Origin of the sequence: [Clostridium] cellulosi (assembly GCF_036762875.1) — a bacterium.
In the GTDB taxonomy this organism is placed as follows: domain Bacteria; phylum Bacillota; class Clostridia; order Oscillospirales; family Ethanoligenentaceae; genus Ruminiclostridium_D; species Ruminiclostridium_D cellulosi.
Genome location: NZ_JBAIZF010000004.1, coordinates 61,373 through 75,815, shown reverse-complemented (window position 1 = coordinate 75,815; position 14,443 = coordinate 61,373). Strand labels below are relative to the sequence as shown.

At 44.0% G+C, this 14,443-nt stretch carries 11 protein-coding genes and 1 tRNA gene; 9 read left to right on the top strand and 3 right to left on the bottom strand.

Annotation, left to right across the window (positions count from 1 at the left end):
• Positions 1 to 168: 168 nt before the first annotated feature.
• Positions 169 to 1,932: a pyruvate kinase gene (gene pyk / locus V6C21_RS01835; RefSeq protein ID WP_479268192.1), complete on the bottom strand. Its 1,764-nt coding sequence runs from the start codon at positions 1,930 to 1,932 to the stop codon at positions 169 to 171.
• Positions 1,933 to 2,522: 590 nt separating this feature from the next.
• Entirely contained in the window at positions 2,523 to 2,924 is a 402-nt protein-coding gene (locus V6C21_RS01830) for a hypothetical protein (protein WP_479268191.1), read from the bottom strand.
• On the opposite strand from V6C21_RS01830, the gene V6C21_RS01825 reads away from it, so the two are divergent.
• From V6C21_RS01825 to V6C21_RS01800, 6 genes are all read left to right on the top strand, one after another.
• Complete coding sequence (locus tag V6C21_RS01825; protein ID WP_479268190.1) at positions 2,914 to 3,492, top strand: M15 family metallopeptidase; 579 nt, start codon at positions 2,914 to 2,916, stop codon at positions 3,490 to 3,492. The two genes, V6C21_RS01830 and V6C21_RS01825, sit on opposite strands and share 11 nt — an antisense overlap.
• A 446-nt stretch (positions 3,493 to 3,938) precedes the next feature.
• A complete protein-coding gene (locus V6C21_RS01820) occupies positions 3,939 to 4,562 on the top strand; it encodes a DUF47 domain-containing protein (protein ID WP_034841706.1) in 624 nt (207 codons plus the stop codon).
• Positions 4,555 to 5,547, top strand: a complete 993-nt coding sequence (locus V6C21_RS01815) for an inorganic phosphate transporter (RefSeq protein WP_479268189.1) — start codon at positions 4,555 to 4,557, stop codon at positions 5,545 to 5,547. The genes V6C21_RS01820 and V6C21_RS01815 overlap by 8 nt, the downstream gene beginning before the upstream one ends.
• 244 nt (positions 5,548 to 5,791) lie before the next feature.
• Positions 5,792 to 7,438 carry a hypothetical protein gene (locus V6C21_RS01810; RefSeq protein WP_045085803.1) on the top strand — a complete coding sequence of 549 codons (1,647 nt, stop codon included), beginning with the start codon at positions 5,792 to 5,794 and terminating at the stop codon, positions 7,436 to 7,438.
• A 124-nt stretch (positions 7,439 to 7,562) separates the two neighbouring features.
• Positions 7,563 to 7,636 (top strand) — tRNA-Gln (locus V6C21_RS01805).
• 324 nt (positions 7,637 to 7,960) lie between these two features.
• Entirely contained in the window at positions 7,961 to 9,526 is a 1,566-nt protein-coding gene (locus V6C21_RS01800; RefSeq protein ID WP_479268188.1) for a ClC family H(+)/Cl(-) exchange transporter, read from the top strand.
• Between the two features lie 113 nt (positions 9,527 to 9,639).
• Here V6C21_RS01800 and V6C21_RS01795 read toward each other — a convergent pair whose 3' ends face one another.
• On the bottom strand, positions 9,640 to 10,749 hold the full coding sequence (locus V6C21_RS01795; protein WP_051492529.1) for an ROK family transcriptional regulator: 1,110 nt from the start codon (positions 10,747 to 10,749) through the stop codon (positions 9,640 to 9,642).
• 270 nt (positions 10,750 to 11,019) lie between these two features.
• Here V6C21_RS01795 and V6C21_RS01790 point away from each other — a divergent pair, with 270 nt between their 5' ends.
• The 3 genes from V6C21_RS01790 (at position 11,020) to V6C21_RS01780 (ending at position 14,435) form a co-directional block, all read left to right on the top strand.
• A complete protein-coding gene (locus V6C21_RS01790) occupies positions 11,020 to 11,649 on the top strand; it encodes a DUF4867 family protein (RefSeq protein WP_034841831.1) in 630 nt (209 codons plus the stop codon).
• A 95-nt stretch (positions 11,650 to 11,744) separates the two neighbouring features.
• Complete coding sequence (locus tag V6C21_RS01785) at positions 11,745 to 13,238, top strand: L-fucose/L-arabinose isomerase family protein (protein WP_034841696.1); 1,494 nt, start codon at positions 11,745 to 11,747, stop codon at positions 13,236 to 13,238.
• A 252-nt stretch (positions 13,239 to 13,490) separates the two neighbouring features.
• On the top strand, positions 13,491 to 14,435 hold the full coding sequence (locus V6C21_RS01780) for a glycosyltransferase family 2 protein (RefSeq protein WP_034841693.1): 945 nt from the start codon (positions 13,491 to 13,493) through the stop codon (positions 14,433 to 14,435).
• The last annotated feature ends 8 nt before the right edge of the window (positions 14,436 to 14,443 follow it).

The window sequence follows — 14,443 nt, the reverse complement described above, 5'->3', positions numbered from 1 at the left end:
AGGAAATATGTAGAAATAAGGGCATAAAGGAGATTTTAATGGTTATGGCGGTGTATTATGTCTAACTATTTAAAACTGTTTAATATAATTGATTTTATGCGGTATAAAAAAATCGGCCCGCGGAATTTCCGCGGGCCGACACTATAATTTTTAATATTAAGTTTAAAATTATGTGACAGGTTTCTTTTTCTTTTCGCAGTTAAATACGATTCCTCTTGTGCCATCGAGGATAACGGTGGTGCCGCTCTTAAGAATCTTGGTTGCGTTCTTGGCGCCGACAATGACTGGGAGGTCAAGTGTCAAACCAACAACGGCAGCGTGTGATGCTGAGCCGTCAGCTTCCGCTATGATGCCCGAGCACTTTTTGATGATAGGCATAATATTGTTTGAAGTCTGCGGAATAACGAGGATGTCGCCATCGTTAAAATTTTTCAGGGCTTCCTCTTCAGTTTTGCAGACGCAGAGGTTGCCGCAGACTGTTGAATGAACAATACCATGGCCGGAGACAAGAGCATCGCCGACAATCTGGACCTTAAGAAGGTTGGTTGTGCCGGAGACGCCGAGCGGAATACCGGCTGTTATAACAATCAAATCCCCATCATGGAGAAGGCCCTTGGCGACGGCACTGTTGACAGCATGCTCAAACAGAGCGTCAGTATTTTGCATCTCTTTTGTCATTACAGGAACAACGCCCCATGACATATTGAGCTGACGATAAACCTGTTCGTCAGGGGTACAGCCGATAATCGGGCAGGCGGGGCGAAACTTTGAGATAAAGCGGGCGGTCTGTCCAGACTTTGTTACAGTCAGGATTGCAGCTGCGCCGAGGTCATGGGCAGTTGTGCAGGTTGCGTGTGAAATAGCGTTGGTGACGCTCGGATTTTCCTCGGGCTGGCGCTGTGCCAATCTCTTTACATAATCTATGTTGGCTTCAGTACGCTCCGCGATACGGGACATCGTCTTTACTGCCTCGACAGGATGTTTGCCGGCAGCGGTTTCGCCTGAAAGCATGATTGCACTTGTACCGTCGTAAATAGCGTTGGCCACGTCTGTAACCTCGGCTCTGGTTGGGCGCGGATTTACAGTCATTGAGTCAAGCATCTGAGTAGCTGTGATAGCAAGCTTGCCGGCATTGTATGCCTTTTTTATAAGCATTTTCTGCAGACGCGGGATCTCTTCAAAGGGAATCTCAACGCCCATATCGCCGCGGGCGACCATAATGCCGTCGGCAACTTTTAGTATTGAGTCTATGTTATCTACGCCTTCGGAATTTTCTATTTTAGCAATAATGCGGATACTGCTTCCGCCGTTTTCTTCGAGAATCTTTCTGATTTCAATGATATCGGAAGCCGTCCTTGTAAATGACGCCGCGATAAAATCAAAGCCATTCTCTATTCCGAACAAAAGGTCGTTTTTGTCCTTCTCACTGAGGAACGGGAGCGAAAGGTGGGCGCCGGGAATGTTTACGCCTTTGTTGTTGGAAACTTTTCCGCCGTTGAGCACTTTGCAGATGATATCTGTATTTTTAACATTCTCGACTACCATATCAATGAGCCCGTCGTCAATCAGAATGTGATTGCCGGGTTTGACATCCCCAGGAAGGCCTTTGAAGGATACGCTGACTATGCTGTCTGTACCTTCGATTTCCTTAGTGGTAAGAGTGAAAGTCTGACCTTCCTTCAAGACGACGCTCTTGTTCTGGAAAGTTCCAAGCCTGATTTCAGGGCCTTTCGTGTCAAGCAGGAAGGCAATCGGCAAATCCAGTTCCTTTCTCAGCTTTTTTAGCATATCCACGCGTCTTTTATGGTCTGCATATGTCTGATGTGAAAAATTAAAGCGAGCAATGTTCATGCCGCTGAGCATCATTTCGCGAACTACATTTTCATCATCCGTAGAAGGACCGAGAGTACAAACAATTTTGGTTTTTCGCATATTAACAACTCCCTAAACTATGTGTGAAGACGCCAAGTCAAATCATGCATAGGGCCGGAAGGCGTTTTCAGCTATTTAAATATGGATTTTATAGGACGACCTATTAGTTTCAAAATTAACAATCTACATAATTCGAAATTCCGACCAATACCATATTACTATCATTTTGGCAAATAATCAACTAATTTAATCATTTTGATATGATTATACAAAATTATTTGAAATTACTAAAATAATACGTTTAATACACTCAAAATGTCGATTTGTCAATGTTATATATTGTATAATTTATTATAGATAAATATAAAAATAGTTTGTGCGTTGCCGAAAATCTGATAAATGGTTATTATTAAGTATAAACGGGCATTAGAAATTGGTTTTCAGCGGATTCTGGAATTTGCATAAAGCGGTTGCAGCAACATAATTATTATGTTACAATTTTTTAGGTGTCATTTGTAGGATACAGTTTAGTGAGAGTGCAGATTACTGACTTTCAAAAAGGCGCAAGGACGTTGTGTATCATACTGGCACTATAAGGATATATAAACAATTTATTATATTTTCTTCCATAATAAATGGGTAAGAAAGAATTAAAGTAATTTGAAAGGTAAAATTGCGATGCGTAGGCACAGAAGAATCAGAAAAAATGTTTTCATAATAGGTGCGGCTGTTATTGTTGTAGCTGGAGTTGCCGCTTTTGCCATACAGAACCATGCGGGCAAAGCGTCTTCTTCACAGCGGGATGTTCTTGCACAAGCGGTCTCATCAGGCTCATCGTCCTCCCAAATATCATCGCAGGTACCCTCATCAGACTCGTCTTCTTCGATATCATCGCAGGCACCCTCATCAGACTCGTCTTCTCCGGTATCATCGCAGCAACCCTCATCAGGCTCATCTTCATCGCAGGGAAATTCGCAGAAGCCCTCTGACGAAGGAAAAGATGAAACTAACTTTGGAAAGGCAACTATCGGCAGCCTTCTTATGCTTGTCAACAAGGACAATAAACTGCCGGCAAATTATGTCCCGAATTTGACAACCATCCCGGCGAAATATTATTCCTCTGCCGACAAGGACAGGCGGTTCGATTCCCGCGCAGCGTCTTATCTTGAGAATTTCATCAACGACGCGAGAAAAGCAGGTTATGATGTAAATATTATTTCCGGATACAGGACATACCAATATCAGAAAGCTAATTTTGACAGGCATGTCAAGGCCTTTTTGGCTAAAGGCGAAACGCAGGCGGAGGCGGAAGCCCATACTGCGCTATCTGTTGCGCCTCCGGGAACGAGTGAACATCAGACCGGCCTTGCCGCGGATATCATAACCAGCGACTGGTACAGCAAACACAGCGAGCTTACCGAAGATTTTGATAAAACCGCGGCCTTTAAATGGCTGTATAAAAATTGCGCAAATTACGGTTTCATCCTCAGATATCCGAAGGATAAGGAGAATATCACAAAATATGAGTATGAACCGTGGCACTATCGTTTTGTCGGCGTGAGCGACGCGAAGAAGATTATGAGCAGCGGTAAATGTCTTGAAGAATATGTTAATAAATGAAATGTTAGGTGCACTGTCAGTGAATAATAAGTCTGTATTATTCACTTTATGGTGCACTTATTTTTTTTAGGTATCAAAAAGATTTTTTCTGAATAAAACAATAAATCTTAATAAAATAATTTACATTGTTGTTTATGGAATAAAATACCGTATATTATTGCTTATTTCAATAAAAAATTTTGTTGGAGGTTATCGCGTATTATCAGAATAACAAAATGAAAAATAGATAGCAGATAAACCATTGACACTACGCGACAAAAAACATATACTTAATTATTGGATTGGCAGTTATAAAAAAACGTGTAAAAATCAGCATTAAGTTTAGATTTTTAAGGATTTTGAGGACGTTTTTACTGCCTGCTTGTTAAACTGCGAGTCCTCGCAGCTGATGGATTAATTTTATCCGGAAGGGCAGCTCATGCGTCTGAATCGCAATGGAGGTAGCAATGTTTAAGACGACCAAAAAGGACCTAATTTTCTTTGACCTATTTTCAGTTGTAATGGACGATACCTGCAAGGCTGCTGAAATATTGCAGAATCTTTTTACAAACTACAATGATATCGATGAAAAGATAGGTGCAATTGAAAAGCTGGAACACAGCTGCGACAGGACAATTCACGATATTATTGAGCATCTAAACCGTTCGTTTATAACACCGATTGACCGTGAGGACATTTTCCTGATAGCTAAGACTCTGGATGACATAATTGACAATATTGAAGCCACGGCACAGGCATTGAAACTATTTATGATAACCCGTATCAGGCCGCAGACTGTCGAAATGGCAAGGCTTGTTACGCAGTGCACAAGGGTTCTTGCAGAAGTTGTTGGCGAGCTCAAGGTAATGAAGACAAGCAAAACCCTGCAGCCCAAAATCATAGAGGTAAATAACATCGAGAATCAGGGCGACGAGACTTACAACAGAATAATTCAGGAATTATTCGCGAAGGAACAGAACCCTGTTGAGATCATCAAATGGAAAGAAATCATTGAAAGCATGGAATCTACTTTGGATACCTGTGAATCGATAGCCAACATGATTGAAGGGATTGTTTCAAAGAATGTCTAGTTTCATGCTTGTGCTGGTTATAGTCCTTGCTCTTGCATTTGATTTTATAAATGGTTTTCACGATACCGCTAATTCAATAGCAACGTCGGTGTCAACCAGGGTGTTGACACCGAGAGCAGCGATACTTATGTCGGCAACACTTAATTTTGTTGGCGCGCTTGTCAGTGTTAAGGTTGCCGAAACGATTTCGTCAGGCATAGTGAACGAATCTCTTGACCAGCATGTAATAGCGGCTGCCTTGTTCGGAGCTATTGTATGGAACCTTATAACATGGTATCTCGCCTTGCCAAGCAGTTCTTCACATGCGCTTATCGGAAGCCTTATTGGTGCTGCCATAGTTTCTTCCGGAAGTATCAAAGTGGTTTGCTGGGTGAATATCTGGGATAAGGTTATTGTCCCGCTGTTTACTTCACCGCTTATCGGCCTTGTCATAGGTTTTATATTCATGCGCTTTCTCTACATTATCCTGAGACCATTCTCACAGCGCACCGTAAATAAATATTTTTCTAAACTGCAGATTCTCTCGGCTGCTTTGATGGCATATTCCCACGGCAGCAATGACGCACAGAAGACGATGGGCGTGATTACCATGGCGCTTGTCAGCAATGGTATAATCAGCGTTTCCGACGGCGTTCCGTTTGAAGTCAAGCTTATCTGCGCTTTATCTATGGCGCTCGGTACGTCGCTTGGCGGTTGGAGAATAATAAAGACCGTCGGCATGAATATGATAAGGCTCCATCCAATAGGCGGTTTTGCAGCAGAAACATCAGCCGCCGCTGTTATACAGGTTATGACGGCATTAGGTGCTCCTGTCAGCACCACGCATGTAATTTCAACAGCTATAATGGGCGTAGGCGCTTCAAAACGCATTACAGCCGTTAACTGGTCGGTTGCATTCAACATAATCGCTACATGGTTTATAACCATTCCTGCAACGATTTTGCTTGGGGCCGGTGTTACATGGCTCTTTAATTTGTTCATATAAAATATAGTCCGTTTTTATTTACAGCCGCTCTTAGTGTAACCAATCTAAGCGGTTTTTTTTTATGCAATTTACGAACCTGACCTTTTGCAATATACTGCCGCAGGCAAATTGAACTAATTATTTACTGCTAAGTTCAGCGATGTTATAATATACACGTTTAAAGCCAACAGGCATTTCGTAATGCAAAATTCGGATATCTTCTTTACAGCTTTATCTCAAATGCTGTTTTAAACGGGAGGTTAGTATGAAGAAATCGAAAATTATAACCATTGTTGCATTTGTGCTTTTTTATGCTGCCATTATTTTTTTCGCAGCGCCTAACCTAAACCCGCTTTACAGCGATGGCCTTGTTTTCTGGGGCATTGTCATTGCATCAATAGTGATTGCAATTTTTGCCTACGGAGGGGCTTCTAAACTTTCAGGCTCATATATAAAAGGGACGTTTTTTTCATTTAAAAAATCCAATCTGATATTGATTATAGTGGCGGTGGCGCCTTGGATAATATTAGTGGCCGTCAATATCTTCTCGATACCTTTTTTCCATCCTTCCCGTTATCGCGACCAGATGCCGCAGCCGGAATCAAGAAAATTCACGTCAGATTTACAGCCGCTGGACGTATCCCAGCTTCCGATAGTTGATGCTGATTTGGCATATAAACTCGCGGACAAAAAGCTGGGTGAGAAACCTGCACTCGGCAGTCAGGTGACGCTGGGTACGCCTACAATCCAGAGAGTAAACGGCAAACTTGTCTGGGTGGTTCCGCTTGAACACTCCGGCTTCTTTAAATGGTTATCCAGTATGTCAGGCACACCGGGGTATATAGTGGTTTCCGCAACGGACCCCCGGGACGTTTCATATAAGGAAAACTATAAAATCAAATATCAGCCGCGGGCCTATCTGTTTGACAAATTAGAACGGCACGCAAGGCTCGACGGCGGGCTTTTTACCGGCCTTACCGATTATTCCTTTGAACTTGACGACACCGGCAGGCCTTACTGGGTAGTGACAACATATAAAAACCTTCTCGGATTTTCCATGCCGGAGGCAACTGGCGCACTTATAATTGACGCCCAAACGGGCAAGACCAGGAGATACTCAATATCAAATATGCCTGACTGGGTTGACCGTGTGCAGCCGCAGAGCTTTATTATGAGACAGCTCAATAACCGCGGTGAGTATATCCACGGCGTTTGGAACTTTTCAAACAAGGATAAGTTTGAGACTTCCGACGGCAGTATTATCGTATATAACAACGGGCGATGCTATCTGTTTACCGGTATTACAAGCGTTGGGGAGGACGAAAGCGCGGTCGGCTTTGTTATGGTGGATATGGTGACCAAAAAGCCCTACCTTTATGAGATTGGCGGCGCTACCGAATATGCGGCACAGAAGTCTGCCGAGGGAAAGGTGCAGCATTTGAAATATACTGCATCCTATCCGATTATCACCAATGTAAACGGCGAGCCGACGTATTGTATGACGCTTAAAGACAATGCGGGGCTCATTAAACAATATGCTTTTGTATCTGTTAAAGATTATACGACAGTCGGGACAGGCGAAACAATAACCGCAGCGCTTGATGATTTCAACCACAAAATAAGGGAGAATTCAAGCGGAAATTTGGAGGAAACCAAATCGTTAAAGCAGACTGTCAAGGGTACAATTTCACGTTTTGCTGCCGAATCCCAGAATGGCTCGACCGTATATAAATTCACACTCACCGAAAAATCCGGGCTGCTGTTTACCGCGGCATATGACGTAAGCAATCAGCTTGCACTGACAAAAGAGGGTGACAAGGTAAGTTTCACCTGCGAAAAAGAAAGCGAAAACATTTATAAAGTATCGAGTTTTACAAATGAAACACTGAGCAGTGGAACGCCATCGAAATAGCAAGAATGCCAGCCCGGAAATGCGTTCCGGGCTGGCATTTTATGGTGTGAATTTTTCTGCGAAAAATATCAGTCTGAGTATTGACATTAGATTATTATGTGGTATAATAAGTACTGCTGTCTGATGCGGGATTGTGTAAGGGTAGCACGACAGACTCTGACTCTGTTTGTGAGGGTTCGAATCCTTCTCCCGCAACCATAAATGTAGTGCCGCATTCCGTCAAGGATTGCGGCACTTTTTGATTGAAAATAAATTCCTTTCTATAACACTTTATCAACAATTCTTGTCGTAGTGTTTACTGTCTCTTAGATAACATGAATATTAGCGGTTGTAGAAAATTTAGCTAAATCCGGGAACTCCTGATATAGTAAAGATAGGATCGTCATCCTTTATTGTATATATTGCAGTGGCGCAGCTAAGAGCAGAAGAGCATAAGTTTTGCTGTGAAGATATTTTGCGCATTTTTGGACTTACTGCTTTAAGAGGTATAGTTGCACATAACGTCAGGTTGGGGGTTCTGCTTTGGAAACGGCCAAAACTAAGATATATAAATTGCTTTCCGGATTTAATCAGCTAAAATGGAGCCTTGCATTAAAGGGGATTCTCTGCGGTTTGGTAGCAGGCTTGCTGGCTGTATTTTATCGTATGGGCATTGAGTATGGCACCGTAACCGCCACCAACATCTACAAGTTCTTAAGATTTCATCCCGTTTGGATTTTTGTCTGGGTTATATGTATCGCCGCGGCAGGCGTTTTTCTGAGCTGGTTAGTAAAACTGGAGCCGATGGCGTCCGGCAGCGGAATTCCGCAGACTGAGGGCGTCGTGCTTTTCGGACTGAAAATGAAGTGGTACACAATTCTTGCTGTCCGGTTTGTCGGCGGAATACTTTGCGGGTTTTTTGGACTTTCACTTGGACGCGAGGGCCCGTCAATACAGATTGGAGCTTCCGGCGGGCAAATTGTCTCAAAAGTGACGAGCAAGAAGAACCGGCTTGAAGAAAACTACCTGATTACCGGCGGCGCCGCGGCGGGCTTGGCTGCTGCATTTAATGCGCCGCTATCAGGCATGGTTTTTGCGCTGGAAGAGGTTCACCGCAGTTTTTCACCGCTTATACTTGTTTCTGCCACCGCGGCATCTTTATCGGCTGACATCGTGTCAAAGCATTTTTTTGGCTTAAAACCAGTTTTGAGTTTTACTACGCTTCCACAACTGCCAATTACGCTTTACTTTTGGCTGATTCCGCTTGGCATTGTCTCCGGACTTGTAGGTTCATTGATAACAAAGTCTTTGCTGGGCTTTCAAACCCTGTATAATAAACTGCCTGCTTTTGTGAGACCTTGTATCGCGCTGCTGATTGCACTGCCGTGCGGTATGTTTTTGCCGCTGACCATCGGGGGCGGGCAGGGGCTTATTAAATTTGCCGAGAGCGCGAAAAGCGGTATCGCACTGATTGCTATTTTACTTGTCGTCAAACTGCTGTTTACCAGCACCAGCTTCGGGAGCGGCGTTCCGGGCGGCATTTTTATGCCGATTTTGTCTGTCGGGGCGCTTTCGGGGAGCCTGCTTGGTTTGATTGCGGTGCGTTTTGGCCTGCCTGTGCAATACGTTCCTGATTTTGCGGTCTGCGCCATGGCCGGGGCGCTTTCGTCATCTGTAAAAGCGCCGATCACGAGTATCCTCCTTACCGCGGAAATGGCCGGTTCGCTTGTACATATGCTTCCGGTTGCGGCTTGCTCGTTTATTGCCTTGCTGCTGTCCGACTTGCTGAAAATCGATCCTATTTATGAATCATTGTTGGAGCGGTATGTCGAAAAGAACAGGGATTCCTTGCCCATTCAGCAAAAAGGCGGGCTTATGGAAATTCCGGTTGAGTACGGATGTGATATAGCGGGGAAGATGGTTTGTGATATTAATTGGCCCCAGGGTACCCTGATTGTTGGATTGAGGCGCGGCACAAGAGAGCTGGTGCCCCAGGGAAGCACGAAAATTTTACCCGGCGATTATCTGGTTGTCCTTTTCACAAAAGAAAGTGAAAGCGGAATACAAGAAAGAATCACGCGGCTCTGTCATCCCCGTACTGGCCCATGAAAAACTAAAGAGCAATAATAAAGGGGCTGTACCTGACGCCGATTATCTCAGCGTTTTGGTACAGCCCCTATTTTTGCGCCCTTTTAAAAGTGGGGCGGCTCAACAATATTTTCTTATTCGCTCAGGAATTCATCCACCAGAAGAAGCGCCGCGCCCACAGAACTGGCATGGTCGCCGAACTGGCTGAAATGGAGGTAATCGGCGTTGGTTTCAAATGTGCTGCGCGAAATAATCATCTGCTGCAGCGTCTCGCAGTATTTTTTCAGATATGTACTGACTTCTCCGCCGATGATAATATTTGAATTGAATTGTGTGTAAATATTATTGATGCCAGTTGCAAGGTAATCAAGGTATGTATGCCATTTTTTCTGGCAATTTTCATTATTCGCCTCTAAATCAGCAAAAAACTCGTCGATGTCATCATAATCAGGCTCAATCAGAACCTTTGATGAACAATATGCCTCCAGACAGCCCCTTTTGCCGCATGAACAAACCTGCCCGTCTTTGACAATGGTCATATGCCCAAATTCGCCCGAGCGGCCGTCTTTGCCGTAGTAAAGCTTATTGCCGATAAAGATCGCGCCGCCGACACCTTTGTTTATTGAAAGAAAAACGGCGTCCTCAATATTGTCCATCTTCCATACTTCAGAAAAGCCTGCTAAGTTCGCCTCGTTCCCCGACATCACTGTGTAGGGGATGAATTTTGCCAAGGTTTCAAGCGGGAGATTTGTCACATTTAATGTTGGGCTATATTCCAGAATATTATTTCTTATGTTGACAATTCCGGGGACGGCAATGCCAACCCCAAGAAGCTTGTTGGTGTCAATGCCGCTTTCATCAATGAATTTTTCAATTTCTGCGGCGAACATGCGGTAATAGTCATTGTCATTATGAAAAGGAAACCGGATTTTTTTGCTGTATAAGATATTTTCGCCCAAGTCTATCGCAGAAAAGAGAAGGTGTCTGCTTTTGATTTCAACTCCAACTGACAGCTTTGCGTCATAAACCAATGAAATTGCGGCAGGCTTTCTACCGCCGGAGGACTGAAGCGTCCCGACCTTTTTAACAAGGCCGCGGTCAGAAAGCTCTTTTAGGATATGGGAGACTGTGGGCATACTTAACCCTAAGGTGCTGATTATATCCTGCTTTGCTGCCGCATTGTTTTTATACAAATAATTAATAACCCGCTTTTTGTTTGTGTCTCTCACCTGAAGATTGTTCAAAAGTATACACCCTTCGTCATTTTTCGCTATGGTAAATGAAGTTATTAATTTTAGTATAGCACGTCATACTTTTTTAATAAATACTTTTCTATTGGTATTTATTATTATTGACAGGAAAAGCACATGATGATATCATTAAATTGCAACAACTTTTATAAATGTCCCTTATTAAAGTTCTCACTAATATACAAATGATGGTAGAATTGCCTATTGTGCTCAATATTTACCGGGGGCTTAGCCCCATTTTATACAGAAAGGAACGTGCTTATGATGAAAATCCAAAGCATTAATGACAAGCCTTTCAGAAAGTATGGAAGGGTAATTGACGGATTTGACTGCACGGAGCTGTTTGAGGCGCTTAAGAAAACGCCTATGCCGAGCGACAGCACAGTTTATGTGGCCTCTGACCCTGAACTGGAGAAGCTCCCCATTTTTGAACAGCTTCAAAAGACTGTGTTTGGCGGCATGCCGATTGAACTGGGCTATTGCAACGGCGTAAACCACAAGCTAAACGCGCTTGAATATCACCGTTCTTCAGAAATCAATATTGCTGCTGACGACTTGGTTCTTTTGCTGGGTTCTCTTCAGGATGTGGACCCCGAAACATTCTCTTATGATACTTCGCTGGTTGAAGCTTTCCATGTTCCGGCCGGCACAATGTTTGAAATGTATGCAACTACTTTGCACTTTGCGCCATGCAGCTATAAGGGCAAAGGTTTCAGAAATGCCGTTGTCTTGCCGCGCGGCACTAATTTAGATCTTGAAGACGCGCCGAAAAAGGAAGGCGAGGCGAAACTCTTATTTGCGAAAAATAAGTGGCTTATCGCCCATAAGGATTCCGGACTGCAGAATGACGGTGCTTTTGTCGGCCTTACGGGTGAGAATATCACATTAGAATAATGACATACGTTGTTTTAATCTTAAGAAGGCATTGCTTTTAAAATATTATTATTATATTATTATAGAAAATTAACTTTACCGAAGGGAGAATTACCATGTTTCAGAATATTCCAGAAGTAAAACTCGGAATTGTGGCCGTTAGCCGCGACTGCTTTGTCATTTCCCTGTCTGAGAAACGCAGAAAAGCCATTGTGGAAAGCTGCAAATCAAAGGGAATCGACATTTACGAGGCAAAGACCACTGTAGAAAATGAAAAAGACGCAATGAAGGCGCTGGAAGAGGTTAAGGCGGCAGGCTGCAACGCTCTGGTCGTATTCCTCGGCAACTTCGGTCCGGAAACGCCGGAAACACTTATTGCAAAATACTTTGACGGCCCTGTAATGTATGCGGCTGCTGCCGAAGAGTCAGGCAATGACCTCTTTAATGGCAGAGGCGACGCATACTGCGGCATGCTCAACTGCTCATATAACCTGCATCTCCGCCATATCCCGGCAATCATTCCGGAATATCCGGTTGGCACTTCCGATGATATCGTCGAGATGATTAAAGATTTCATTCCTGTCGCCCGTGCTGTTATCGGCATTAAGAATCTCAAGATCATTACTTTTGGCCCGCGCCCGCAGGATTTCTTCGCCTGCAACGCACCTATCCAGCCGCTGTATGATCTCGGCATAGAGGTACAGGAGAACTCTGAGCTTGACCTGATGGTCGCCTATAGGGCACACAAGGATGACCCGCGTATCCCGGGCGTCGTTGAAGACATGGCCAAAGAGCTTGGCACAAAGGGCAATAAATATCCCGATTTGCTCCCGCGCATGGCTCAGTTTGAACTCACACTGCTTGACTGGGCTGAGCAGAACAAAGGCTCCCGCAAATATGTTGTCTTTGCTAACAAGTGCTGGCCGGCGTTCCCGAAAGAGTTCGGATTTGAACCCTGCTATGTAAACTCAAGACTTGCCAGCCGCGGTATGCCGGTTGCGTGCGAAGTTGATATTTACGGTGCATTAAGTGAATACATAGGCGCGTGCCTGACTTGTGACGCGGTAACACTGCTCGATATCAACAATTCAGTTCCGCAGGATCTCTATAATGAGAATATCAAGGGCAAGTACGACTACAAGCTCAACGATACATTCATGGGCTTCCATTGCGGCAACACACCGTTCTGCAAGCTGAAAAACGGCGAAATCAAGTATCAGCTTATTCAGAACAGGCTGCTTGAAAACGGCCAGACCCCAGACTTTACACGCGGAACACTCGAAGGCGATATTATTCCCGGCGGTATTACATTCTTCCGCCTGCAGAGCACCTCTGACGGAGAGCTGAAAGCCTATGTTGCTGAGGGTGAGGTTCTGCCTGTAGCAACACGTTCGTTCGGCGGCATTGGTATTTTCGCTATCCCAGAAATGGGCAGATTCTATCGCCATGTTCTGGTCGAGAAGAACTATCCGCACCACGGCGCTGTTGCCTTCAGCCACGTTGGAAAGGCACTGTTCACCCTGTTCCGTTATCTCGGAATTAAGGATATTGCATTCAATCAGCCGAAAGGCATGCTCTATCCTTCTGAGAATCCGTTCAGCTCAAAATAAGATAACCAATATATTAAAAAGGGCTCGGTTTTTGCCGGGCCCTTTTTTGTTGGCCTAATCTCAACTGCCAGTGCAGGAAAAGCCCCATGTATTGTTTATTTAGGCTTTCGCTGCAATAATACTGGTTTAGATTAGCACATCAATTAGCGCAAATTGTTTACGAACTGTATAAACATGGCATAATATTATCAGGGAAATAATAGCCGCAATATATATGCTTGAATAATGGAGGTTAGCAGCAGGAGATAACTGATGGACAAATTGATTTCTATTGTGGTGCCTTGCTATAACGAAGAGCAGGCTATTCCTATCTTTTATGCCGAGGTTGTAAAAAGTTTGCGTTCAATCCCGAACACAGATTATGAGATAATATTTGTAAGTGACGGAAGCCGGGACAATTCAGCAAAGGAAATAAAAAAGATAGCGTCCGAAGACAAGCATGTAAAATATGTCATCTTCTCAAGAAATTTCGGCAAGGAGGCGGCCATTTTCGCCGGACTTAAAGAGAGTAGGGGAGATTATACTGCCGTAATGGATGTTGATTTGCAGGACCCGCCCTACTTGCTCAAGCAAATGTATGACATATTGGAAGAAGGCTATTATGACTGTGTTGCGGCACGGCGCGTTACGAGAAAAGGAGAGCCGCCGATTCGCAGCTTTTTTGCCCGCTGTTATTATAAGCTTATCAGCAAGATATCGGAAACGGAAATTGTGGACGGCTGCAGGGATTTCAGATTAATGAAACGGCAGATGGTGGATTCTATACTGTCCGTCACGGAGTTTAACAGGTTTGCCAAAGGTATTTTCAGTTGGGTTGGGTTCGAAACAAAGTGGCTGGAATACGAGAATGTCGAACGCGTTGCAGGCACGAGTAAATGGTCATTCTGGAAACTGTTTCTTTACTCAATCAACAGCATTATAGCCTTTTCAACGGCGCCTCTGGCTATTGCATCGGTTGTAGGCGTTGTGCTATTTGCTTTGTCGATTATAATGATAATTTTTATCTTTGTCAGGACACTTGTTTTCGGCGACCCTACAAGCGGGTGGCCTTCGCTGGTTTGTATTATACTGCTGCTGAGCGGAATACAGCTTTTGTGTATGGGTATAATGGGCGGCTACTTGGCGCGAGCGTATATGGAGACAAAAAAAAGGCCTCTTTATATAGTTAAAGAGACCAACATAGAGCTTAAAAAATGAAAAGGGGG